24 protein-coding genes are annotated in these 22,314 nt (G+C 42.0%); 14 read left to right on the top strand and 10 right to left on the bottom strand.

The window, feature by feature from the left end; translation table 11 throughout:
* The first annotated feature begins 78 nt into the window (after nt 1-78).
* Nucleotides 79-1,218, top strand: a complete 1,140-nt coding sequence (locus tag V7K69_RS18835; protein ID WP_335036996.1) for a serine/threonine-protein kinase — start codon at nt 79-81, stop codon at nt 1,216-1,218.
* 166 nt (nt 1,219-1,384) lie between these two features.
* On the opposite strand, the gene gndA is transcribed toward V7K69_RS18835, so the two are convergent.
* A complete protein-coding gene (gene gndA, locus V7K69_RS18830) occupies nt 1,385-2,815 on the bottom strand; it encodes an NADP-dependent phosphogluconate dehydrogenase (protein ID WP_335036994.1) in 1,431 nt (476 codons plus the stop codon).
* 216 nt (nt 2,816-3,031) lie between these two features.
* On the opposite strand from gndA, the gene V7K69_RS18825 reads away from it, so the two are divergent.
* Both V7K69_RS18825 and V7K69_RS18820 read left to right on the top strand, forming a co-directional pair.
* On the top strand, nt 3,032-3,769 hold the full coding sequence (locus V7K69_RS18825; protein ID WP_335036992.1) for a Ycf66 family protein: 738 nt from the start codon (nt 3,032-3,034) through the stop codon (nt 3,767-3,769).
* A gap of 95 nt (nt 3,770-3,864) precedes the next feature.
* A complete protein-coding gene (locus V7K69_RS18820; RefSeq protein ID WP_335036990.1) occupies nt 3,865-4,131 on the top strand; it encodes a type II toxin-antitoxin system ParD family antitoxin in 267 nt (88 codons plus the stop codon).
* 291 nt (nt 4,132-4,422) lie between these two features.
* Here the strand turns inward: V7K69_RS18820 and V7K69_RS18815 are convergent, their stop codons facing one another.
* Nucleotides 4,423-5,715 (bottom strand): glycoside hydrolase family 10 protein, encoded by a 1,293-nt coding sequence (locus tag V7K69_RS18815; protein WP_442936160.1) that lies wholly within the window; start codon nt 5,713-5,715, stop codon nt 4,423-4,425.
* A gap of 359 nt (nt 5,716-6,074) precedes the next feature.
* On the opposite strand from V7K69_RS18815, the gene bchI reads away from it, so the two are divergent.
* The gene (gene bchI, locus V7K69_RS18810; RefSeq protein WP_335036986.1) at nt 6,075-7,199 is read left to right on the top strand and encodes a magnesium chelatase ATPase subunit I; all 1,125 of its coding nucleotides are present in this window, start codon (nt 6,075-6,077) and stop codon (nt 7,197-7,199) included.
* Between the two features lie 130 nt (nt 7,200-7,329).
* Nucleotides 7,330-7,626: a hypothetical protein gene (locus V7K69_RS18805; RefSeq protein WP_114084259.1), complete on the top strand. Its 297-nt coding sequence runs from the start codon at nt 7,330-7,332 to the stop codon at nt 7,624-7,626.
* Between the two features lie 58 nt (nt 7,627-7,684).
* On the opposite strand, the gene V7K69_RS18800 is transcribed toward V7K69_RS18805, so the two are convergent.
* Nucleotides 7,685-8,773, bottom strand: coding sequence for a nucleotidyltransferase domain-containing protein (locus tag V7K69_RS18800; RefSeq protein WP_335036984.1), 1,089 nt, complete (start codon nt 8,771-8,773; stop codon nt 7,685-7,687).
* 317 nt (nt 8,774-9,090) lie between these two features.
* The gene (locus tag V7K69_RS18795; protein ID WP_114084257.1) at nt 9,091-9,324 is read right to left on the bottom strand and encodes a Nif11-like leader peptide family natural product precursor; all 234 of its coding nucleotides are present in this window, start codon (nt 9,322-9,324) and stop codon (nt 9,091-9,093) included.
* A gap of 432 nt (nt 9,325-9,756) precedes the next feature.
* On the opposite strand from V7K69_RS18795, the gene rplU reads away from it, so the two are divergent.
* The 3 genes from rplU (at nt 9,757) to V7K69_RS18780 (ending at nt 11,774) form a co-directional block, all read left to right on the top strand.
* Nucleotides 9,757-10,164: a 50S ribosomal protein L21 gene (rplU, locus tag V7K69_RS18790; RefSeq protein ID WP_163929454.1), complete on the top strand. Its 408-nt coding sequence runs from the start codon at nt 9,757-9,759 to the stop codon at nt 10,162-10,164.
* 36 nt (nt 10,165-10,200) lie between these two features.
* The gene (gene rpmA / locus V7K69_RS18785; protein ID WP_335036981.1) at nt 10,201-10,497 is read left to right on the top strand and encodes a 50S ribosomal protein L27; all 297 of its coding nucleotides are present in this window, start codon (nt 10,201-10,203) and stop codon (nt 10,495-10,497) included.
* Between the two features lie 560 nt (nt 10,498-11,057).
* Entirely contained in the window at nt 11,058-11,774 is a 717-nt protein-coding gene (locus tag V7K69_RS18780) for a molybdopterin-dependent oxidoreductase (protein ID WP_335036978.1), read from the top strand.
* Nucleotides 11,775-12,095: 321 nt separating this feature from the next.
* On the opposite strand, the gene V7K69_RS18775 is transcribed toward V7K69_RS18780, so the two are convergent.
* Together V7K69_RS18775 and V7K69_RS18770 are read right to left on the bottom strand one after the other, a co-directional pair.
* Complete coding sequence (locus V7K69_RS18775) at nt 12,096-12,551, bottom strand: pentapeptide repeat-containing protein (RefSeq protein WP_335036976.1); 456 nt, start codon at nt 12,549-12,551, stop codon at nt 12,096-12,098.
* Nucleotides 12,552-12,858: 307 nt separating this feature from the next.
* Nucleotides 12,859-13,728, bottom strand: a complete 870-nt coding sequence (locus V7K69_RS18770) for an alpha/beta fold hydrolase (protein WP_335036974.1) — start codon at nt 13,726-13,728, stop codon at nt 12,859-12,861.
* A gap of 208 nt (nt 13,729-13,936) precedes the next feature.
* Here V7K69_RS18770 and V7K69_RS18765 point away from each other — a divergent pair, with 208 nt between their 5' ends.
* The 5 genes from V7K69_RS18765 (at nt 13,937) to V7K69_RS18745 (ending at nt 17,328) form a co-directional block, all read left to right on the top strand.
* Nucleotides 13,937-14,755 carry a DUF1206 domain-containing protein gene (locus V7K69_RS18765; protein WP_335036972.1) on the top strand — a complete coding sequence of 273 codons (819 nt, stop codon included), beginning with the start codon at nt 13,937-13,939 and terminating at the stop codon, nt 14,753-14,755.
* Nucleotides 14,756-14,971: 216 nt separating this feature from the next.
* Nucleotides 14,972-16,117, top strand: coding sequence for a glycoside hydrolase family 10 protein (locus V7K69_RS18760; RefSeq protein WP_335036970.1), 1,146 nt, complete (start codon nt 14,972-14,974; stop codon nt 16,115-16,117).
* A gap of 12 nt (nt 16,118-16,129) precedes the next feature.
* Nucleotides 16,130-16,558 (top strand): DUF2358 domain-containing protein, encoded by a 429-nt coding sequence (locus V7K69_RS18755; RefSeq protein WP_335036967.1) that lies wholly within the window; start codon nt 16,130-16,132, stop codon nt 16,556-16,558.
* A 132-nt stretch (nt 16,559-16,690) separates the two neighbouring features.
* Nucleotides 16,691-16,927 (top strand): hypothetical protein, encoded by a 237-nt coding sequence (locus tag V7K69_RS18750; protein ID WP_335036965.1) that lies wholly within the window; start codon nt 16,691-16,693, stop codon nt 16,925-16,927.
* A complete protein-coding gene (locus tag V7K69_RS18745; protein ID WP_335036963.1) occupies nt 16,927-17,328 on the top strand; it encodes a type II toxin-antitoxin system VapC family toxin in 402 nt (133 codons plus the stop codon). The genes V7K69_RS18750 and V7K69_RS18745 overlap by 1 nt, the downstream gene beginning before the upstream one ends.
* A gap of 185 nt (nt 17,329-17,513) precedes the next feature.
* Here the strand turns inward: V7K69_RS18745 and V7K69_RS18740 are convergent, their stop codons facing one another.
* Both V7K69_RS18740 and uvrA read right to left on the bottom strand, forming a co-directional pair.
* Nucleotides 17,514-17,732, bottom strand: coding sequence for a DUF4926 domain-containing protein (locus tag V7K69_RS18740; RefSeq protein WP_335036961.1), 219 nt, complete (start codon nt 17,730-17,732; stop codon nt 17,514-17,516).
* Between the two features lie 63 nt (nt 17,733-17,795).
* Nucleotides 17,796-20,684 (bottom strand): excinuclease ABC subunit UvrA, encoded by a 2,889-nt coding sequence (gene uvrA, locus V7K69_RS18735; protein WP_335036959.1) that lies wholly within the window; start codon nt 20,682-20,684, stop codon nt 17,796-17,798.
* Nucleotides 20,685-20,866: 182 nt separating this feature from the next.
* On the opposite strand from uvrA, the gene V7K69_RS18730 reads away from it, so the two are divergent.
* The gene (locus tag V7K69_RS18730) at nt 20,867-21,613 is read left to right on the top strand and encodes a Uma2 family endonuclease (RefSeq protein ID WP_335036957.1); all 747 of its coding nucleotides are present in this window, start codon (nt 20,867-20,869) and stop codon (nt 21,611-21,613) included.
* A gap of 308 nt (nt 21,614-21,921) precedes the next feature.
* Here the strand turns inward: V7K69_RS18730 and V7K69_RS18725 are convergent, their stop codons facing one another.
* Complete coding sequence (locus V7K69_RS18725) at nt 21,922-22,083, bottom strand: hypothetical protein (protein ID WP_335036955.1); 162 nt, start codon at nt 22,081-22,083, stop codon at nt 21,922-21,924.
* A 13-nt stretch (nt 22,084-22,096) separates the two neighbouring features.
* Nucleotides 22,097-22,314 (bottom strand): WD40 repeat domain-containing protein (locus V7K69_RS18720; protein WP_335036941.1); only part of this gene is annotated, 218 nt, incomplete at its 5' end.

Below are 22,314 nucleotides of genomic sequence, written 5' to 3'. Positions count from 1 at the left end.
TTAAAATCCAAAATCTGTTAATTACACCCTTTTGCCTGGGACAGGAGAAAATAAGAACATATAAGAGCGATCGCCTGTATGAGCTACTGCCTTAATCCCCATTGTCCCAAGCCGGAAAATCCTCATGATGTCAAGTTTTGCCGAACTTGCGGTTCTAAGTTACTCCTCAAAGAACGTTACCGTGCGATCAAACCAATCGGACAGGGTGGTTTTGGTAGAACTTTCTTAGCTGTGGATGAAGATAAACCCTCAAAACCACGCTGTGTAATTAAGCAATTTTATCCTCAATCCCAAGGCACTAGCACTCTTGCAAAAGCTGTAGAGTTATTTAACCAAGAAGCGGTGCAGTTAGATGAATTGGGTAAACATCCCCAAATTCCCGAACTCCTGGCATATTTTACCCAAGAAGACCGCCAGTATCTTGTACAAGAATTTATCGATGGGCAAAACTTAGCCCAGGAATTAGCACATAGGGGTGCTTTCAATGAAACGCAAATCCGGCAACTATTAAATGATTTATTGTTAGTTTTGCAATTTTGTCACGCCAAACACGTAATTCACCGCGATATCAAGCCAGAAAATATTATTTTACGTGAGAGCGATCGCAAACTAGTTTTAGTAGATTTTGGTGCTGCAAAATCTGCCACTGGCGCTGCCTTAAATCAAACTGGTACAAGTATTGGTAGCCCAGAATATGTAGCACCTGAGCAAATGAGAGGTAGGGCTGTTTTTGCCAGCGATATTTACAGCTTGGGTGCTACCTGTATTAATTTATTAACCCAGCGATCGCCCTTCGATTCTTATGATACTAACAACGATACTTGGGTTTGGCAGAAATACTTAAAAACCCCTGTTAGTAATCAGTTGAGTCACATTCTCAACAAAATGCTAGAAAGCATTCCCGTTCGGCGTTATCAAACAGTAGATGAAGTTCTTAAAGACTTAAATCCACATTCGCAAGTAGCAGCCACACCAGCCATAAAGCCAAAGCCTATCTCTCAATCACCACCCAATTCGCCACCCGCTTTTGTATCGCCATCTCCTAGTCAAATCGATCTAGAATTAGAGGAAATGAAAACCCAATTTTTGGGTGGCAACAAACCTCAACCAAATAAAATACAACCACCAATTTCCACATCTCAGCCGACGAGTAAAAACGAAATAGATCAAGAATTAGAAGAATTAAAAGCCAAATATCTTGGTAATAATAATCCTTAAAATCAATAAACAGTAGAGAATTGCTATTATCCCCCTCTCTTCCTCTGCGTTCTCTGCGCCTCTGCGGTTCGTTAAAAAAGTGGCTCTGAAACTCAGAGCCACTACTAAATCTGTATTTTGAAACTGACTAACCTTTCACAATATTCTGATACAGATGTGCAAAAGCTTACTTACCAGCTTCAGCAATAGGAACCCATTCAGTATGGAAACTTCCGGGCTTGTCAAGACGCAGATAGGTATGTGCGCCAAAGTAGTCGCGTTGTGCTTGAGTTAGGTTTTGAGGCAAGCGATCGCGGCGATAGCTGTCAAAATAATCCAAGGATGCGCTAAATGCGGGTACTGGAATTCCCAGTGTTGCAGCTGTTGCAATCACTTCCCGCCAAGCAGTCTGTCTGTCGAGAATTGTCTGCTTAAATTCGGGAGCTAACAGCAAGTTAGGCAAAGCGGGATTTTCGCTAAAAGCCTTCTTAATCTTATTCAAAAAGCGAGCGCGAATAATACAACCACCTTTCCAAATCCGCGCCATTTCGCCCAGATCCAAATTCCAGTTATATGTTTTTGAAGCTGTGGATAGCAACGCCATCCCTTGAGCATAAGAACAGATTTTTGAGCAATAGAGAGCATCACGGACTTTGTTGATAAAGTCCTTAGTTTGCCCGTCATACTTGCCACTGGGGCCTGTAAGAACTTTAGATGCTGCAACCCGCTCATCTTTAATCGAAGATATAATCCGGGCATTAACTGCTGCTGTAATTGTAGGAATAGCAACTCCCAATTCCAATGCAGTTTGTACAGTCCAGCGTCCAGTTCCCTTTTGACCTGCTGCGTCAACAATCAAATCCACCAGGGGTTTTTTTGTTTCTGGGTCAATATATGGGAAGATATTCTTCGTAATCTCAATCAAAAATGAATCGAGTTCATCGGTGGTGTTCCATTCAGCAAACACCTCATGCAGCTGATTATGGTCTAATCCAGCGACATTTTTCAGCAAGTCGTAGGCTTCAGCAATTAGCTGCATATCGCCGTACTCAATGCCATTGTGTACCATTTTGACATAGTGGCCAGAACCACCAGGGCCAATGTAGGTTACACAGGGGCCATCATCGACTTGGGCAGCAATTTTGTTGAAAATTGGTGATAGAAACTCGTAAGAGCTTGTTGTACCTCCAGGCATCAGAGATGGGCCATTTAGTGCCCCTTCTTCACCGCCACTGACACCCATACCAAGATACCGAAGCCCTGCGGGTTCTAATTCCTGAGTGCGTCGTTCCGTATCTTCAAACCAAGAGTTGCCACCGTCGATAATGATATCGCCTTCCTCTAACAAGGGTTTGAGTTGAGCAATCACCGCATCCACTGGCTTACCAGCTTGTACCATTACTAGAATTTTGCGGGGACGTTCCAATAAGGCAACGAATTCTTCCAAGGTAAAGGCGGCTTTGACGTTCCGTCCTGTAGCACGCTGCGCCATAAACGCATCCGTTTTTTCTCGGGAGCGGTTGTAAACTGCAATTGGGAAGCCATTGCGCTCTACGTTTAGAGCGATGTTCTCACCCATAACGGCTAATCCAATCACACCAAAGCTTTGTAGTGTCATAAAAAATTTCTGGCTAACTCTTGCAGATCCTTTTACTTTAAGGGTAGTCCGATATTTTCCGTTCTCCCCTAAAGAAGACCTTAAGACTTGAATAAAGGGCAAAAATCCATAACTAACACGCCTAATTAATTTTAAATTGTATCTAAATCAACAATTGACTGGCAAAATTTGCAAAATTGAAATAGTCAAAGGACGCAGTAAGGAGTAACCAAAATAATGCTGGCATTTGTCCTAGCTTTGGTGGTCGGTATTGGTAGTTTAGCCATTTACATAGCAGCTTTCTTTTTTCCAGAAATCCACCGCAAGAATGACTTTATCTGGAGTGGCGTAGGATTATTCTACGCTTTAGTCTTATGGGTGTTTGCACCACGCATTACTGGAGGTTTGTTGCTGGGTCATGTGGCTAGTGTGGCTCTTTTGGTCTGGTTTGGCTGGCAAACTCTATCATTACGTCGCCAACTGACCCCCCAGGCACAACAAACCCAAGTACCCAGTGCTGAGACGGTAAAAACTGGCATTCAAGAACGGGTAAATAAGTTATCCCTTCAGGAACGGCTGGGCCAGTTGCAAAAAGGTCTAGGTAGTACCTTCAGTGGCGCGAAAGACAAAGTGCAGCAGACTGTGAGCAAAAAGACACCCACAACCCCCAAACCTGAAGATATTACTTCTGTACTGTCAGAGAAACCTACTATTGAGATTATTGACAAAACTATTGTCATACCAGAACCACCAGCAGAGGAGACAGTTACTACTGACACCGAAGCCAAAACCGAGAGTGTACCGGAAGCGACTCCACCACATCCTCCATCTCCTGAATTGGTGGAAGCAGCGCAACCAGATTTTGAAATTGAGGATAAGCAACCGATTCCCGTAGAAGAAATTGCGCCGGATGCGGTACTCGCTCCCCCGGCGGAAGCACCACCTGAAGAAATACCGCCTAATCAAGTTAGTTAAATACAGTGAAAACAGTGAAACCCAACGTTAACCTAATATAATGTTGGGTTTCACTATTTCCATCAGGCTATTTTAGGACTAATTTCAAAAAAATTATGAACATCCAGCTTAAAGCAGAATACGAGCAATTTATACAAACCCGAATTGCTACAGGTAGATATGAAAATGCTGAAGATGTGATTACTAAAGCATTAAAACTGCTGGAAGAATGGGAAAATGGTTATCAGGAATGGGAAGAAGAAACTCAGAAAAAAATAGCTGTTGGGCTTGCTTCTATTGAACGTGGAGACGTAATAGATGGTGAAGTGGTGATGGCGCGACTGTCAGAAAAATTACGCAAAGCGCGTGAGACTCAAGGATAATTTCTATAAAAGTTAACCTGTATATTTTATTTTTTGCAGCGATCGCAGTCTCATCAGAATATATAAAAGTATATAGCGATCGCAATATCAGAAAAAGCTTCGCCTTCTATGCTATGAGCGATCGCACTTTTGAAAGTACAATTAGGGCTATTTTGGGCTGTGTCTAACAAGATTCCCAACTTCTTTGCAGAAGCTAGGAATCTAAGCCTTTCAGAATAGAAGGCGATCGCACTACCATTAGACGAAAAACCTTAATTTCTAGTCCATTAGCATAATCTTCAACAGACAAAGTTATTCAACTCTGGCGCGGAGAGCAGGAGATGGAAAGAGACTTCCAAATCCAACTTGTCGCTCGTTTAAGGATTCTAGAGCATCGTTCCAAAGACTTTCATAATAAAAGAAAGTTACGCCTAGACCGCGTTCTTGGGCAGCCCGCACTTGAGACTTAATTTGCTGCATAGGAACTGGATTATTTCGTAACCCAGTCATAATCCCAATTCCAGTTGGAATTATTTTTTGGGCTTCTTGAATTTCTGAGCGAGAAATATTAGCCACAAAACTTTGCAGATTCGGACGATAAACTTGCACAATTAACTCATCTACAATATTTTGCCGTATCCAACTCAGCCAGTCTTGCAGGTGAAATTTGTAAGCAAAATCATAGTAATTAGGAGAAACGGAGAAAATCGCCTGGGGTTTTCTCTGCTTCACGGCTTTGTTAAGTTGTACCATGAACGCTGTAATTTTATCTGCCCGCCACTTTACCCATGCCGCATCTTGAGAATTTTTTGGGGGAGCATTCTTGGTTTCTTTGGTGTACAAAGCAACTGTATATTGGTCGTAGCCAAATTCTTCGGGTAAACTCATGTGATCATCAAACTGAATACCATCGGCATTATATTGAGTGACAGTTTCTAGCACGAGGTTGGTGATGAACTGTTGTACTTGCGGAAGGAACGGATTCAGCCACATAACTTCACCAGCCGCACTGATAGAAGTTTGGCTACCATCCCGCTTTTGTGTGAACCAATCAGGATAATTCAGTGCTAGTTCTGACGTTGGGGGAGCCATGAAACCAAATTCAAACCAGGGAATCACTAGCAATCCTTTGCGATGGGCTTGGTTAATCAGGTCGGCAAGAATATCATGTCCTTCTGAACCTTTATAGACAAAAGGTTGAATACCTGCACGTTGTGCGATCGCACTGGGATACATCACATAACCAGAATTCCACACTACAGGATAAATTGTGTTAAAGTTCAGCCGTCGTAATTGATTTACCGCATCCTGGACTTTGGAACGATCCTTGAGAGTGTCAAAATCATTGGTGGTCATCCAAACCCCGCGAATTTCTTGACGGGGTATCTGTGCGATGGCACTGAAGCCCCCACCTTCGGTAATCGCAGGAGTGAAACTGTCCACCAACAATACTGTAAAAAAGGATATTAAAATGAGAATCGGAAAAAGATACTTAAGTAGTCGCCGCCAACTTTGAATAATAAAAAGTGATTTCATAAATTTGAATGGTGCATTAGCTACCCACACACGCCATTGCTCGCTTTTACGATTGAATCTACTAACCATATAGTCTACAAGTATTTATGCTTAGTACAGGATTGATGAGTTGGTAGTTGTTCGTTCCCTGCTTATGGAACTTTTGCACCAGAAAAACTAAAGCAGACAATATTAAGATAGTTGACGCAGCTAGTAAGCATTTGTGCCCAATAGATATTGGTATGAGGAATAGGGAATGGGGAATGGTGAATGGTGAATGGGAAATGGTGAATGGGAAATGGTGAATGGGGAGGGCAAGAATTTCTTCGTTAGCTTCCCCTGCCTCCCCTGCCCCTCTTCCCCCTTCCCCCCGATCTTCACACTCCCCCACACCCCACCTGTGTCACAATAGAGAACTGTAATAAGAAAAATATTGTTAAGGTAATTTAGTGAGTCCAACTGCTCAATCCACGGCAAGTGCGCGTCGCGTGGTATTTCCTTTTACGGCAATTGTGGGCCAGGAAGAAATGAAACTGGCGCTCTTATTGAACGTGATTGACCCCAAAATTGGTGGTGTAATGATCATGGGCGATCGCGGTACCGGTAAATCCACAACTATCCGGGCGCTGGCGGATCTGCTGCCAGAAATTTCTGTGGTTGCCAATGACCCTTTCAGTAGCGATCCTAGCGACCCCGACTTGATGAGTGATGAAGTCCGCCAACTCTTAGAACAAGGGGCGGAAATTCCTATAGCTCATAAAAAAGTCCAAATGGTAGACCTGCCGCTAGGAGCTACAGAAGACCGAGTTTGTGGCACAATCGACATTGAGAAAGCTTTATCTGAAGGTGTCAAAGCCTTTGAACCAGGACTGCTGGCAAAGGCTAACCGTGGCATTCTCTATGTGGATGAAGTCAACTTACTAGATGACCACCTCGTAGATGTGCTACTAGATTCCGCCGCGAGTGGATGGAACACTGTAGAACGCGAAGGTATTTCAATCCGTCACCCAGCGCGTTTTGTTCTTGTGGGTTCTGGAAACCCAGAAGAAGGCGAACTACGCCCGCAACTGCTCGATCGCTTTGGGATGCACGCAGAAATTCACACCGTAAAAGAACCAGCCTTGCGGGTGCAAATCGTGGAACAACGGGCGGATTTTGACCAAAATCCTCCAGTCTTTCTCGAAAGCTACAAACCCCAGCAAGAAGCATTACAACAGCAAATTGTTAATGCTCAACAGCTTTTGCCAGAAGTGAAACTTGACTATGAACTGCGGGTAAAAATTTCGGAAGTTTGTTCTGAATTGGATGTAGATGGTTTGCGGGGTGACATTGTTAGTAACCGCGCCGCGAAAGCCTTAACAGCTTATGAAGGACGCACTGAAGTTACAGTTGATGATATCTGCCGTGTGATTACCCTATGCTTGCGTCACAGACTACGGAAAGACCCCTTAGAATCGATTGATTCTGGCTACAAAGTCGCCAAAGTTTTTAGCCGCGTCTTTGGCGTAGAATTGCCAGAAAGTGATGCTGCACAAAAAAACGGCACAGGTCAAAAGTTAGGGGCTAGAAGTTAATCGATCTTGGATTTTAGATTTTGGATTTTTTCTTCAATCCAAAATCGAAAATTCAAAATCTAAAATTTGCAGAGTCTAACTTAGCACGGGCTAAAGTCCCCGCTACCGCTAATAATATTCAACACTGACTATGAGATTTTGGTCTTTTTGGTTCAACAGCTTTGTTTTATCTAGCCAATACAACCCGCCCAGGTTTGTAGAATTATTGATGCTTTTATTAGCGATCGCTATGCTGGCAATAGCCAGTATTTTACCGGACATACCCTATTTAATCTTAGGCTTGAGCCTAGTAGTTGGGGCATCTATTTCTATTTTAGTGCGGGAAGCGATCGCGCCCTCACCCCAAGCGCGAATTACCCAACTAACAGCATCGTTATTGTTGATCATCAGCCTCTATGGGTTTGCTGACTTAATGTACAGTATTTAATCGGGAATGGGGAATGGGGAAGAAACTTAATTAACAATGCCCCATGCCCAATGCCCAATCACCAATTCTGCATTTCTACCAATTCCATACACAATTTATTAATTTCCTCTAAATCAGGTTTGTGAGGGAGAGTAGATTGTTCGTAAACAACCTCCATTTCAGCGACTAAATCTTCTGCTATTTTCATCACTTGCTCATAAGAATACTCACCCTTCAAAATAGCTCTTAAATCTTCAACATCACCAGCTATTCTTCTATCTACAATCACTTCACCTTGACGCAATATTTCTACTCCACTGCGTAATAATCTAATGCAGTGCATCCCATGTTTGAGGTCAAAACCCGACTTTCTTTCCATTTCTGCTCTAGCCGGATTTCTATTTTCCTGCCAAGATAAATAAGCCTTCCATTCTCTTAAAGCTATTTGATAATTTTGGCTTTTTTGAAGCAGGCGGATAAAATCTTTACGGCTATTGGTTAAATTTTGAGTATATTCTAAAGTTTCATCGGGTAAAGTATATTGTTTTAACACTCCTTTAAAATCAATATCTGCCGTCAGTAATTGATATAATTGTTCCGCTTCTTCTAAAAACTCAATCCGTTCTCTAATTAAGTTATAAAGATACTCCAGAAAAGCATTTAGCTCATCTTTGCTGAGGGGGGCTTCGTCTTCTATAGCAAAATCAGATGGTATTGGCTTTTTTTGTGGTGGCTTTAACAACCATTTACGATGAGTTTCCATCTTTTTGATTTGAGCAAAGGCATAACCAGTGTAAGTATGTTTTACCTTCTTGCTCAAAAATAGCTGCTTATGATTAATTAAATGCTGTCCGACTGCGCTTACAAAAGGATAGTTATTTAACCAGAGCAATTCTAAAACATTGGGATTCGCGCCGGCTAATAACAAGAGGATTTTTCTTAATTCATATATAACTGTGTCTTTGTTGCCATCCAGGAATGAAAATATTCCTGGTTCATCCCAACCAGTATCTTTTTGTTCTATACGATCAAATCCCAAGTAGTACCTTTTGGGCGCGATAAATACTCCCCGATAATCAAAGTCTGAATCAGGACGATTTAAACCATAGCCGTGGCTACCTGCTAAACCAATTAAAATAGTTCTTTGCTCAACTTCTATTCTTTCCATATCACCTGATTAAAATATAGCCATCCTAACTCACGAGTTAGGCAGGTGGGGAGATGGAGAGTAGAGAAAAGATTTTTAACTCTCTTCAGAGATTGAATATATACTCCCATAGCAGAAAGACAGCCAAGAATGGGTACATAATAGCCTTACTTAATCATTCGTGAACAACAAGATCTCCGACTTCTTGGAGAAGTCGGGGATCTGAGCCTTGCGTTTCACAGAAATGCCCCTAAAGGAGATGATGCAACGGTATCCCCTTGAGGAGCAAAACTTGTCAATTAAGTTGTTCCTATACTTTCAGTTTTCTGGAATAGGAATTATCTAGGATTAAGATGCCGTCTAGTTCCCCATCCTGGATTGACAATGGCGGCTAAATCTTCTTCTGATAACTTGTTGATTTCATTTTCCAGTTCATCAGTTGTGAAGTCATAACCACGCTCTTTAGCAATCTTAATGAAAGCTTGTGGATCAGCTGTTGCTTTAAGCTTTTGCTGCAATGCTTGATCTTTTTTTACGGCTTGAAAAAGTCGGGTAGCATTTTGCTGTGTCATGACAAATCCATCTCCTGTTTTAAATATCAGGTTTGAATGTAGGAATTTGATTTTTTCGATTCCCTAAATTCTGTAAACAACTATTAGATTAAGCGTGTGATTTTAATCTTAAAACAAATAAGAGAAATATGTGGATTTTGACAAAAAACTATAAGTTTGAGTCTAAAATATTTCTATTAGTTTGTAAAAATCATTCCTCAGATGGAAGCAGTATTTAAATAAAAAGCATCGATTCGGATTTTTGGGTAAGCGATCGCCATCACGAAATTTTGGCAAATAGAAGCTTGACTTAGCACCTGTGAATAAAATACTATATTAGATTGTCTGTCTAATTCCTGCTCGGATCAGGTAGACATATTACAAAAGCTGGCAAAAACCTCTCTACAGGAGATAAAAACCAGCTACCTGTACGGCAACCTCAAGGACAATTCCATGACCTACGCGATTATTGAAACTGGCGGCAAACAAATACGAGTAGAGCCAGGGCGGTTTTATGACATTGAACTGCTTCCCACCGAACCAGATGAAAAAGTTACAATAGACTCCGTATTACTCGTGCAGCACGATGGCGCAGTCAGCATTGGACAGCCACTAGTGACAGGTGCAACTGTAGAAGGGACTGTAATGCGACATTACAGAGGTCGTAAAGTCTTGGTATACAAGATGAAGCCGAAAAAGAAAACCCGCAAAAAACGGGGGCATCGTCAGGAAATTACCAGACTTATGATTGACTCCATCACCCTTAACGGTGAAGTATTTGTTGCCCAAGGAGAAGCGGAGAAGGAAACCCCCATTTTAGATGAGACTTCTGCTGAAGAAGTTGAAACCGCTGCTGAATAATAAAAAGAAGTAGATACAGATACATAAGAGGAAATCATGGCTCATAAGAAAGGAACGGGTAGTACACGCAACGGTCGTGATTCTAACGCCCAACGTCTGGGTGTCAAGCGTTATGGCGGTCAAGTTGTGCGTGCAGGAAACATTCTCGTGCGTCAGCGCGGCACCAAATTTCACCCTGGTAACAACGTCGGTATTGGTAGCGATGACACTCTGTTTGCCTTAATCGACGGTGTTGTAATGTTTGAGAGAAAGGGCAAAACCCGTAAAAAAGTTAGTGTTTATTTACCTATAACTGCTGTTTCAACAGCCCCTGCTGAAGCAGTAGCAAGTTAGAGTTTTAGGGTGGGCACTATTTACCCACCCTAATCGCTAGTTAGCGCTGGTATGATGGTCAGATTTGCAATAAATATTATAAAAGTCGCTTTTTTCCTCTGTTGTCCATAGATTAGTATCAGGATTATCAAAGCGCAGATATTCTTCAATAACAAAATATTACTCTAGAAAATTGGGTTGCGTAGCTTGCTGCCGTAGGCACCGCATATCAAGGCTTAAGCACCAATTTCTTTGTATGTTCCAAAGTTCAGGATAGCCAGCCAGAGATAGGTTTGTTCTGAAACTCTTAGATAGGACTTACGCAATCACTCTCTCAGACTTCTATCTAGTTTATACTGCTATCATTCCAGTGCTACTGCTGTCAATCTTAAGTGGTCTGGCGATGTACAAACCTGCCCAACTGCATTGGATTTTGGGGCTGTTTGGTAGTTGGCAAACTCTAAGCACTGTTCACTTTATAACTGTTCCCACAGTCATACTGTTTAAAATTGCTCATTCCTTACTTGCCCTGAAGGTAGGAAGCATCCGTCTAGTTAAGTCTATGTTTCTGTAGAGGTAATATGAGTCTGATTCTTCCCAAACGCACCTTATCCCGTCGCCAATTACTGCAACTATCTGGAATTTCAGGGGTAGGTTTTCTTTTAGGTGGCTGTGGGACAAATTTGTTCTCAGATAATCTGCGGCAAATATCTGAGCCATTAAACCAACGTCTAGAAGCACTACTGTTAAGTCAGAAAGCAGTTCCAGAATTTCCTGTTAGTGCCATAGAAGCAGACAAATTGTTAATCAATTCCTTTGACTTCACGCCGCAAATTGATCCGGCGCAGTTTCGCCTGAAGATTGATGGCGAGGTTAGTAACCCGATGCAATTGAGTATGGGGGATATTGAAAAACTTCCCTTGACTTCAATGGTAATTCGCCATGTCTGTGTTGAAGGCTGGGCTGCGATCGTTCAATGGGGAGGCGTGCGATTGCGAGACTTAGTAGCGCTGGTACAGCCGAAGTCAAATGTCCGTTATGTCTACTTTAAATCTGCTGATGGCTACTATGAAAGCTGGGATCTTGCCTCTGCTGTACATCCCCAAACCTTGATGGCTTATCAAAAGAATGGACAACCATTATCAGTTGATAATGGTGCGCCTATGCGTCTAGCATCCCCAATTAAACTGGGCTATAAGCAAAGCAAGTGGGTGACTCAAATTACATTCGTCAGCAATTTGTTACCTCTTAAAGGCTATTGGGAGGATCAGGGCTATGAGTGGTTTGCAGGGCTATAGTTAGCGAAACAGTGCCGAGTAAAGAAGTGGGAATTTGAGATTGTCACGGTGCGATAATCGCTTTCATCCTCACTTTCCGAATTTGATAGTGAGTTTTTCCCGTAGGAACTAGCATCATTGATTATGTGCTTTCAAAATAGCACCAAGACAAATCGGCTCAATCCCAATAAGAAACCCCCTCTGCTTGCGTCATAGTAAAGTGATTACAAGCAAGAGGGGTTTCATTTTTTATTTTTGTATAGGCAGATTTTAAAGATAATGCTGGCAAAAAACCAGTTTCTCTGATGTTGTGTTTATTTTCACCTGCCTACTCTGTTCAGCCTATTTCCAATCGGGAATTTCGGCATCTTCTCCACCAATCCCGATTCCAGTGTTAAATATTTCGGCATCAGTGAGATTTAGATCGTTCATTGATGCTTTATACACATTAGAATCGTGAATCGTAGCGCGGGTAAAATTTACTCCGTTAAGATTGGTTTGCTTCAAATTAACATTGCTTACATAAGCTGATGTTAGGTTAGCACCTGCCAAATTAGCACCTGTTAAGTCAGCACCTTCAAGGTTAGCCCCTACAAGGTTTGCTCCTTCGAGCTTCGAGCCTCTTAAGTCAGCACCAATTAAATGAGCGCCACTGAGGTTAGCTCCCGACAAATTACAGTGGGTACATTCCCCTGTTGAAAGCAGCTTTTGTAAATCCTGCGGATTTTCGGCTCTAACCGAGCTAGCGAAAAATAGGGGAGTTGCTAAGGCCATGGCCGCTAATAGCTGGAGTTTCATATATTTTCCCCCTTAATAATCAAGTTGCGTCCGTTCTGTCCCTCACAACTCTATTATCTCACTAAACTTTGTGAGGTCAATGTATACTATGCGTTAATAAGTTGGTTAAGATATGAACTTGCTATAATAGCGAGATAAAAAATTCGATATACCCTATTTTCTGGTCGATTTTTACCCAATAAACCCTAAAAAGCTGCCAGTGTTAAATCTCTGTTAAATCTTTTTAAAGGCTTGCACTGCTTGGCATAATTTGGCAGTTTTATAGGTATTTATACTTTGTCGATTGATCTGATCGTAAATTCTCAAATTAGGTTAGGTCTATTAGAAATTCTTGCATATACTGATTGACCAATTCAGGCTGTTCTTGCTGCACCCAATGACCACAATTAGGAATGTACTTGATTTGAAAATTTCGGACATAAGCTGCGGTGTCATAGGTTAGTTCCTTGCCAAGTGCAGTGTCATTTTCTCCCCAAATCATCAGTGTTGGCACTTCCAAAACGCCCCAACTTGGATTTAGCATTCTCTGCTGAAAAATATTGCGGTAATAGTTCAACATTGCTGTCAGGGCACCGCGTTTTGCCGCAGCATTTTTATATGCGTCAATATCGGCTTGGGTGAAAGCACTCTTGTTGACTGCTGTACCTTTAAAAGCTGTTTCAATAGCTTGGTAGTCGGAAGATTGTAAAAGTAATTCTGGTATCCACGGTAGTTGAAAGAGAAATATATAGTTGCTACGTAGCAACTGTTGGGTAGTGCGTAAGCCTTGGGCAAATTTGGCAGGATGAGGCAGGTTAAGAATAATTAATTGTTCTAACATTTCGGGGTGAGTGTATGCAAAATTCCAAGCGATCGCACCTCCCCAATCATGTCCAACTAAAACACACTTTTGGTATCCTAATCCTTTAATTACTCCTTCAACATCTTTGATAAATTCATCCATGACATAAGCTGATTGCTCATTTGGTTTATCACTATCGTTGTAACCACGCAAGTCAAGGGCAACTACTTTGAAATTTTGGGCAAATTCTGGTATTTGATGCCGCCAAGAGTACCAAAACTCAGGAAATCCATGCAACATCAACATTAATGGCCCTTCACCTTGGGTAACGTAGTGTAGTTTTACCCCATTGGTAATTATATATTCGTGTTTCCAAGAAGTTTCTATTAGAGACATAATTAATCAAAACTCAGGATTAAAAAATACTAAATAATAATACTGTACTTAATACATATAATATTATTTTGAGAAGTCTCACATCTATTAAAAGATAGTATTACAATAGTGATTTTTTGCAAAAACATTAGACAATTTGCCCTGGGATAGATGCGAATGTTGGGTAAATCTTGGTAAAGGATAGATATAATAATTCTTCCCAAATACCATGACACAACAGTTGACAAACCATGCTTCCTTATGGGTTGAGCGACTGGGACGATTTGGCTATGTTTCCAAGGGAGTAGTTTACGGTATAGTTGGACTACTGGCAGCACAGGCGGCTTTTGGCAACGGTGGTAAAACAACTGATACCCAAGGCGCTCTCCAAACAATCGTTAACCAGCCATTTGGTAAATTTTTGCTGGCTTTAGTTGCAATCGGCTTGATCGGATACGTAATCTGGCGTTTTGTACAGGCAATTAAAGACCCAGAAAATAAAGGTAATGATGCCAAGGGTTTGGCAGTGCGAATTGGTTACGCAGTTAATGGCTTGATTTATGCAAGTTTAGCCTTAAGTGCGGTGAAAATCGTTACGGGTACAGGCAGCGCTAAAAATAGTAGTGATTCTACTGAAGATTCGACAGCACGTTTGCTTTCTCAACCCTTTGGTGAATGGTTAGTTGGAACTGCGGGGGTATTTGTAATTGCTCTAGGCTTCTATCAGTTTTATCAAGCTTTTAGTGGCAAATTTCGTAAAGAACTCAATTTAACTGAGTTAAGCAACACACAAGCCCAATGGGTAATGAGGATTTCCAGATTTGGTTTAGCGGCACGAGGTATAGTATTTTGTATTATTGGTTGGTTTTTAATTGAAGCTGCAAGGCAATCTAACGCCGCTACCGCCGAAGGTTTAGATGAGGTATTACAGACGCTAGCACAACAGCCTTATGGAGCATGGCTTTTGGGTATTGTGGCGTTAGGTTTGGTTGCCTATGCCATTTACACAATAATACAGGCGCGGTATCGTCGGCTAGTCAATGTTTAGAGGGAGCATCTCACCTTTGCAAATATACCAGGCGATTAGAAATCGCGGCTACACAAACGAAGTCCGCCTACGCGGACTCAAAGGATTTGAAACCCACGGAGGTGGGTTTTGTCTGTATAGCCGCGAATTCCATTCGCTAGGGCAAACGTGTTTTTACACTCATTGAGATGCTCCCATGTTTAGATAGTGCAGTGCCAAAAATTGCAATTTATAGAAATGGCAATAATAGAAACCCGTGGTATTTGGCTGACTACTACTGATAGTAAAGTTCTCAGGTCAAAGGAACGTATTGCTGAGGCGATGGATTTGCTTGCTGAGACGGGATTTAATGTGGTGTTTCCCGTTGTTTGGAATAAGGCGGTAACTCTGTATCCTAGTCAAACAATGCAAGAGATATTTGGAGTCGAAATTGACCCGATGTCTGTAGGTCGTGACCCTTTAGAAGAAGTGGTGGTGGAGGCGCAGCGAGTTGGGTTAAAAGTAATTCCTTGGTTTGAATACGGTTTTGCCAGTTCCTACAATTTGAATGGTGGTGTACTTTTACAAAAAAAACCGGAATGGGCTGCGCGCGATTGTAACGGCAATTTACTAAAGAAAAACGGCTTTGAGTGGTTGAATGCACTGGACTCACAGGTACAGGAATTCTTGTTAAACTTGGTGCTGGAAGTTGTAAATAATTATGATGTGGATGGTGTTCAAGGAGACGATCGCTTGCCAGCATTCCCCTGTGAAGGTGGCTATGATGAGGGAACTGTCAGCCGCTATCGCCAAGAATTCGATCGCAATCCGCCACAGAACTCCAAGGATAGACAATGGTTACAGTGGCGTGCAGATATTCTGACTGAGTTTTTAGCGCGTCTCTACGGGGAGGTGAAAGCGGTGAATCCTAATTTGCTGGTAGCGATCGCACCCAATATCCATGATTGGGCATTTCAGGAATATCTGCAAGACTCACCCGCATGGCTGAAGCGGGGAATAGTCGATATGATTCAGCCGCAGATTTATCGCCGTGACTTTAGGAGTTACGCTGCGATCGCTGATAGACTAGTAAACCATCAGTTCACAGATGCGACACTGCCGAAGTTAGCACCGGGAATACTGATGAAGCTTGGCAGTTATTGTATTAGTCCAGAATATTTGGTGCAAGCAATTGAATACAATCGTCAACTTAGGATTCAAGGAGAGGTATTCTTTTTTTACGAAGGTTTGCGCGAAAATAACAATACCCTAGCTAAAGTTTTGCGAAATGGCCCTTATGCTAAGTCTGCATCATTTCCCACTCTGTCAGATTTGAGTGCGGGTAGCACGAGTAACAAGAGGACATCTTCTATTTGGCAACGGTTGTTAAAAAAGATTTTTTAAGGGAAAAGGCGCGTGGAATCTCAATTATCGGTGGAACGAGTCATTAAAACTCTAAAAGAGGATTTACCAACACTTTTTGAAAAAGATATTTCTTATGAAATTTATACAGACAATATCTACTTTAAAGACCCAGTAAATACATTCAAATACAAATTTAACTATCGGATTATATTTTGGACTTTGCGATTTCACGCTCGGCTATTTTTTACCCAAATTTACTTTGATGTACATGAGGTTTATCAGTCAGATGAAAACACAATTTTAGCAAAATGGACGGTGCGGGGAGTGTTACGCGTTCCTTGGAAAGCAGGTTTGCTTTTTAATGGCTATTCAACGTATAAACTCAACCAAGATAATTTGATATACGAGCATATAGACACCTGGGATCGAAAACCTGGGGAGATTTTACGGCAGTTTTGGCAAAGGGGAGGAAAGAGCTAATTAGCTGTTAGATATTCATTCTTGACGATAAGAATAATTAAGATTGAAATAGGTTGTTAAATTTAGTTGAAATCACCTCTTACTGTTGACTAAAATAATAATAAGCTGTTGATAAAAGTTAAGGTTAGAAAAATGGAGAAAGCAGTAAAGTTAGAAGAAGCTCTTGAATTAGTAAAGCAGCTTTCACTAGTAGATAAGGTACGCTTGATTGAGCAAGTCGCACCTCAAATTGAAAGAGAGTTGACAATGATTCAGCCGAAACGGCGAAAGTCTTTGAGAGGGTTGTGGCGAGGTAGCAATATTAGTGAGTCAGACATTTCAGAAATTAGAGAGCAAATGTGGGGCAACTTCCCTCGAGAGGACGTTTGATGTCTAATTTGGTAACGGATACCCATGCTCTGATTTGGTATTTAGAAGATAGTTCGCGTCTTAGTCCTGCTGCTAACCAGGCTTTTGAGGAGTGTGAACGCGGTGCAATTGTTATTTACATACCAACAATTTGCCTTGTAGAAATTGTTTATTTACAGGAAAAAGGACGTATATCAGCGGATATGAAGTCTCAGTTAGATGCTGCATTAATAGCTGGGACTAGTGGGATGATTCTAGCAAATCTTACAGATGAGATAGTTACAGCATTGGCAACAATACCACGAGATAGTGTTCCTGATATGCCTGACAGAATTATTGCAGCCACTGCTAAGTATTTGGGTTTACCCCTAATTAGTAGAGACAGTAGAATGCCTTTATCTGGGGTAGCTATAATCTGGTAGGATCAAATTTTTGTAATTTGGCATTACAGAGATTACTAAGAAAATGACCTTTATTTTTAACTCAGATATTTATAGTGAATTGCTGTCTCAACATTAACCTCAGATTATCAAGATAGAAGAGGAAAACGAAAAGTTTTTAGAAACTGTTGAAGAACTGATGCAAGTTTGTTTATTTGTTGATTTTGTTAAACCAATAAAGTTTTTCCACTAATTGGTTGATGATATAAAGTCATTAGCTGGCTAGAATTTAAAGTTTCTATGGCATAAGCTTTTCCTGTTAAGTCGCTGAATTCTACTTCAAAAACTCCAGGTTCATATTCTTCTACAATCGTTCCTACTTGACCGCGATGCAATGCCATTTCTGGTAAGTCTTCGGTTAGGGCAACCATATCTAATAATTTCATTGGTAATTACCTCATTGCTTAGAGGATGTTTAGTTTTATATAATGCACCCTACTTTGAAAAGACTAAGATTTCACCGCCGGATACTGTTTCAACACCTGCTTTAAATATTGCCCAGTATAAGACCTGGGATTTTTTGCAACTTCCTCCGGTGTACCCACAGCAATCAATTCTCCCCCTTTGTCGCCACCTTCTGGCCCCAAATCTATCACCCAGTCAGAACAACGAATTACATCTAAGTTGTGTTCAATTACTAAAATTGAATTGCCTTTATCTACCAATCTTTGCAACACATCTAACAATTTATGGACATCATAAAAAGATAACCCTGTTGTTGGTTCATCGATTAAATAAAGTGTTTTACCTGTGGCGCGTCGAGATAGTTCTGTTGCTAATTTTACCCGTTGTGCTTCCCCACCAGATAAGGTAGTCGCAGGTTGTCCTAGTTGGACATAACCCAACCCGACATCAAATAAAGTTTGCAAACGCGCGATCGCTTTGGGAATATTCTGGAAAAAGTCTAAACTCTCCTCAACTGTCATTCTCAGTACATCGGAGATTGACTTATCTTTGTACTTCACCTGTAATGTCTCGCGGTTGTATCTTGCACCTTTACAAATTTCGCATTGCACGTAAACATCGGGGAGAAAGTTCATTTCAATAACATTCACACCCTGTCCGCTACAAGCTTCGCAACGTCCACCTTTAACGTTGAAGGAAAATTGTCCGGGTTTGTAACCCCTAGCTTTGGCTTCTACTGTTTGGGAAAATACATCCCGAATCGCATCGAAAATTCCTGTGTAAGTTGCAGGGTTAGAACGTGGCGTGCGTCCAATGGGAGATTGATCGATAACGATCGCTTTATCAATCGCATTCAATCCCTGAATTTTATCCAAATGTCTGGGTAAGGGAACTTTCTTAGTTAAATGGTGTTGCAGAGATGGGTAGAGTAATTCGTTAATCAGAGTAGATTTGCCAGAGCCAGACACACCAGTAATGGAGACAAGTTTACCTAGCGGAATATCTACATCTATATTTTGTAAATTGTTGCGATGGGCATTTTTAATTCCCAAACTACGCCCATTTCCTTCTCGGCGTTCTGCTGGTGTGTTAATTACTCGCCTTCCTGATAAATATGCACCCGTCAAAGAATCTTCTGCTGCTAATAACGTCTGAAAATCACCTTGGGCGATAATATTTCCGCCGTGAATTCCTGCACCAGGGCCAATATCAACAATGTGGTTAGCTGCGCGAATTGTTTCTTCATCGTGTTCAACGACAATTAATGTATTACCCAAATCGCGCAATTTTGTTAAAGTTTTGAGCAACCTGCCATTATCTCGTTGATGCAAACCAATACTCGGTTCATCTAAAACGTAGAGAACTCCTGTTAAACCAGAACCAATTTGCGTTGCTAGACGAATCCGTTGGGCTTCGCCACCGGAAAGGGTCATGGCGGGACGATCAAGGGTGAGATAATCTAAACCGACATCCAACAAAAATTGCAATCTAGCTTTGATTTCTCTCAGTACTAAATCAGCAATTTGTAACTGGCGATCGCTCAACTTAAATTGCTCAATTCTCTCCCGACAATCTCGAATTGATACGGTAGTCAATTCTAAAATTCCATATTGTCCCAACTTCACCGCCAAGGCTTCCGGTTTTAAGCGTTTTCCTTTACAAACTTCACATGGTTGATCGATTAAATACTGCTCTAATTTTTGCTTAACTAATTCCGAACCACCCTCATATTGCCGTTGCAAAATTGGAATAGCACCCTTAAAACTCTGCTTCCTCTGTGCCTCTGCGGTTCGTTCATCTTTCTCCCCAAACAAAATAATTTGCTGCTGTTCTTCTGTCAACTTGCTCCAATTTGTCTGTAACTCAAACCCATAAATCTGTCCGACGCTATAAAGTAATTCCAAATAATAAGAATTATCTTTTTCTGACCAAGGCGCGATCGCAGCATAAACTGGCGCTTCCCAGTCGGGTACGATCAAGTCTGGAGCAAATCTTCTTAAAGTCCCAATTCCATGACAGTGCGGACAAGCACCATAAGGCGAGTTAAAGGAGAACAATCGCGGTGATAATTCTTCCATTACCGCGCCATGTTCTGGACAAGCAAAGTTTTCCGAAAATACTAATTCTTCTTCTTTTTCTTGTCCGTCGTCATCAAGCAGACTCACCAGAATGGCTGCAATACCACCCGATTGCTTGAGACACGTAGACAAAGAATCAACCAAACGCTCCTGGATATCAGCCTTTTTCACCAAGCGGTCAATTACCACTTCGATGGTGTGGGTGAAATTTTTATCCAATTCAATAGAATCTGACAGTTCGCGGATTTCGCCATTGATTCGCACGCGAACAAAACCTTGAGAAGCAAGACTTGACAAAAGCTTACGGTGTGTGCCTTTTTTCCCTCTGACAACGGGCGCAAGGATTTGGAAGCGGGTGCGGTCTGGTAATTCCATGATGCGATCGCACATCTCATCGATTGTCTGGGGGGCAATACAGCGATCGCATATCGGACAATGGGGTTCGCCAGCCCGACCAAACAACAGCCGCAAATAGTCGTAAATCTCCGTCACCGTACCCACAGTGGAACGGGGGTTATGAGACGTTGACTTTTGGTCAATAGAAATTGCTGGACTTAAGCCTTCAATGGCTTCCACATCCGGCTTATCTAGTTGTCCTAAAAATTGTCGTGCGTAGGCGCTGAGGGATTCCACATAGCGACGTTGCCCTTCAGCGAAAATAGTATCAAAGGCTAGGGAAGACTTACCAGAACCAGAAACGCCAGTGAATACGATTAGGCGATCGCGTGGCAATTCCAAGTCAATATTTTTCAGATTATGCTGCCTAGCACCCCGAATCCGAATGGTATTCTGGCTGTTGTGGCTGGGGTGGGGAAGATGGCCATTCAAGGATGCTGCTAGCTGTTGGTCTGACATATTGGGCGGCAAAGAAGGAGTTTCTTATGAAACAGTCCTTAATAATACTATCTTTAATTGGTTTATAGTAGAACAATCGTACTGTTTTAGTTAGTTATCGTTCCAGATTCATGCCGCAGACATACTTAAGACTCTGCTAATTTGGAAGCATCACGATTAAATATCCTTCTGAGGGCGAAGCTATGGTATCGCAAATCCAACCGCCGACGCAGCCAGAGGTCATCTACCCAGATAGTGACGGACAACCAGTCGCTAATAATACCATACAGTTTGGCTGGATTGTGGAAATTAAGCAGAATTTAGATTGGCTATTTGCCGACGATCCAAATGTATTTGTCGCTGGGGATTTATTTTGGTATCCGGTAGAGGGACGTAACAAAATTGTTAATGCCCCAGATGTGCTGGTGGTATTAGGTAGACCAAAAGGCGATCGCTTGTGCTACCAACAATGGAAAGAGGAGGGAATTGCACCGCAAGTAGTGTTTGAAATTCTTTCTCTCAGCAACACCCAAACTGAAATGGACAAGAAATTACTTTTCTACGATCGCTATGGCGTGGAAGAGTACTACATTTACGATCCCGATCGCAATAATTTGTGTGGATGGTTGCGTAGCGAAGACGGTTTAGATGTCATCCCCCAAATGGAAGATTGGGTGAGTCCCCGTTTAAAAATTCGGTTTGCTTTATCAACAGAGGGCTTACAGTTATATCGCCCTGATGGAGAAAGGTTTCTAACTTATACAGAAATTTCTCGCAACGCCGAACAAGAACGCCAACGGGCTGAACAAGAACGACAACGGGCGGAACTTGCAGAACAAGCTAGAAGAGATGCCATACCCCGATTATTGCAAATGAATTTGAGCATCGAACAGATTGCCCAAGCTTTGGGATTGTCAGTGGAAGAAGTGCGAACTCTTGCTCAGGAGTAACGCCGTGTGCAATTTTTTAATCTTGGGATAACAACGGCGAACTATTACTGTGGGGTTTGGAGTTAGCAGCAAAAGAACGGCAACGTGCAGAGAGATTAGCTGCTCAGTTAAAAGCGCTGGGAGTCGAACCGGAGGTTTAACTCGGAACTTCGACCTTTTTGCTCGGCCATTCGTGTTCAGAACTCGGAACTTCGACCTTTTTGCTCGGCCATTCGTGTTCAGAACTCGGAACTTCAGCCTTTTTGCTCGGCCATTCGTGTTCAGAACTCGGAACTTTGACCTTTTTGCTCGGCCATTCGTGTTCAGAACTAGGAAGTTCGACCTTTTTGCTCGGTCATTGGTGTTTGGAACTTGAAACACCGAGTTAAGAACTGCGATCGCATCTTTAATTTACCAAGCGATCGCTCTTTTTGAATATCAACTCGCCATAACTCCCTCATTTCCCCGGTTGGTGAGCGAAGTCGAACCACATCTCCCTCATCTCTACTGCCTTGGACACACCTTAGCCCCATCAGGATGGCTAGCCAAATAACTCTTAAGCCAACTGCAACCCTGCGCTAATAAATCATCAAGATTCAGATTCCACAATTTGATCGTCTTGTCATCACTGGCGGAAGCTAAAGTTTTGCCATCCGGGCTGAAGACGACGCTGTTGACATAATTGCTATGCCCACTCAGGGTGGAAATTTCTTTGCCCGTCT

Source organism: Nostoc sp. (assembly GCF_036917775.1).
Classification (GTDB): Bacteria; Cyanobacteriota; Cyanobacteriia; order Cyanobacteriales; family Nostocaceae; genus Nostoc.
Note: the sequence above shows the minus strand (reverse complement) of the source record. Positions and strands in the feature narration are given on the sequence as shown.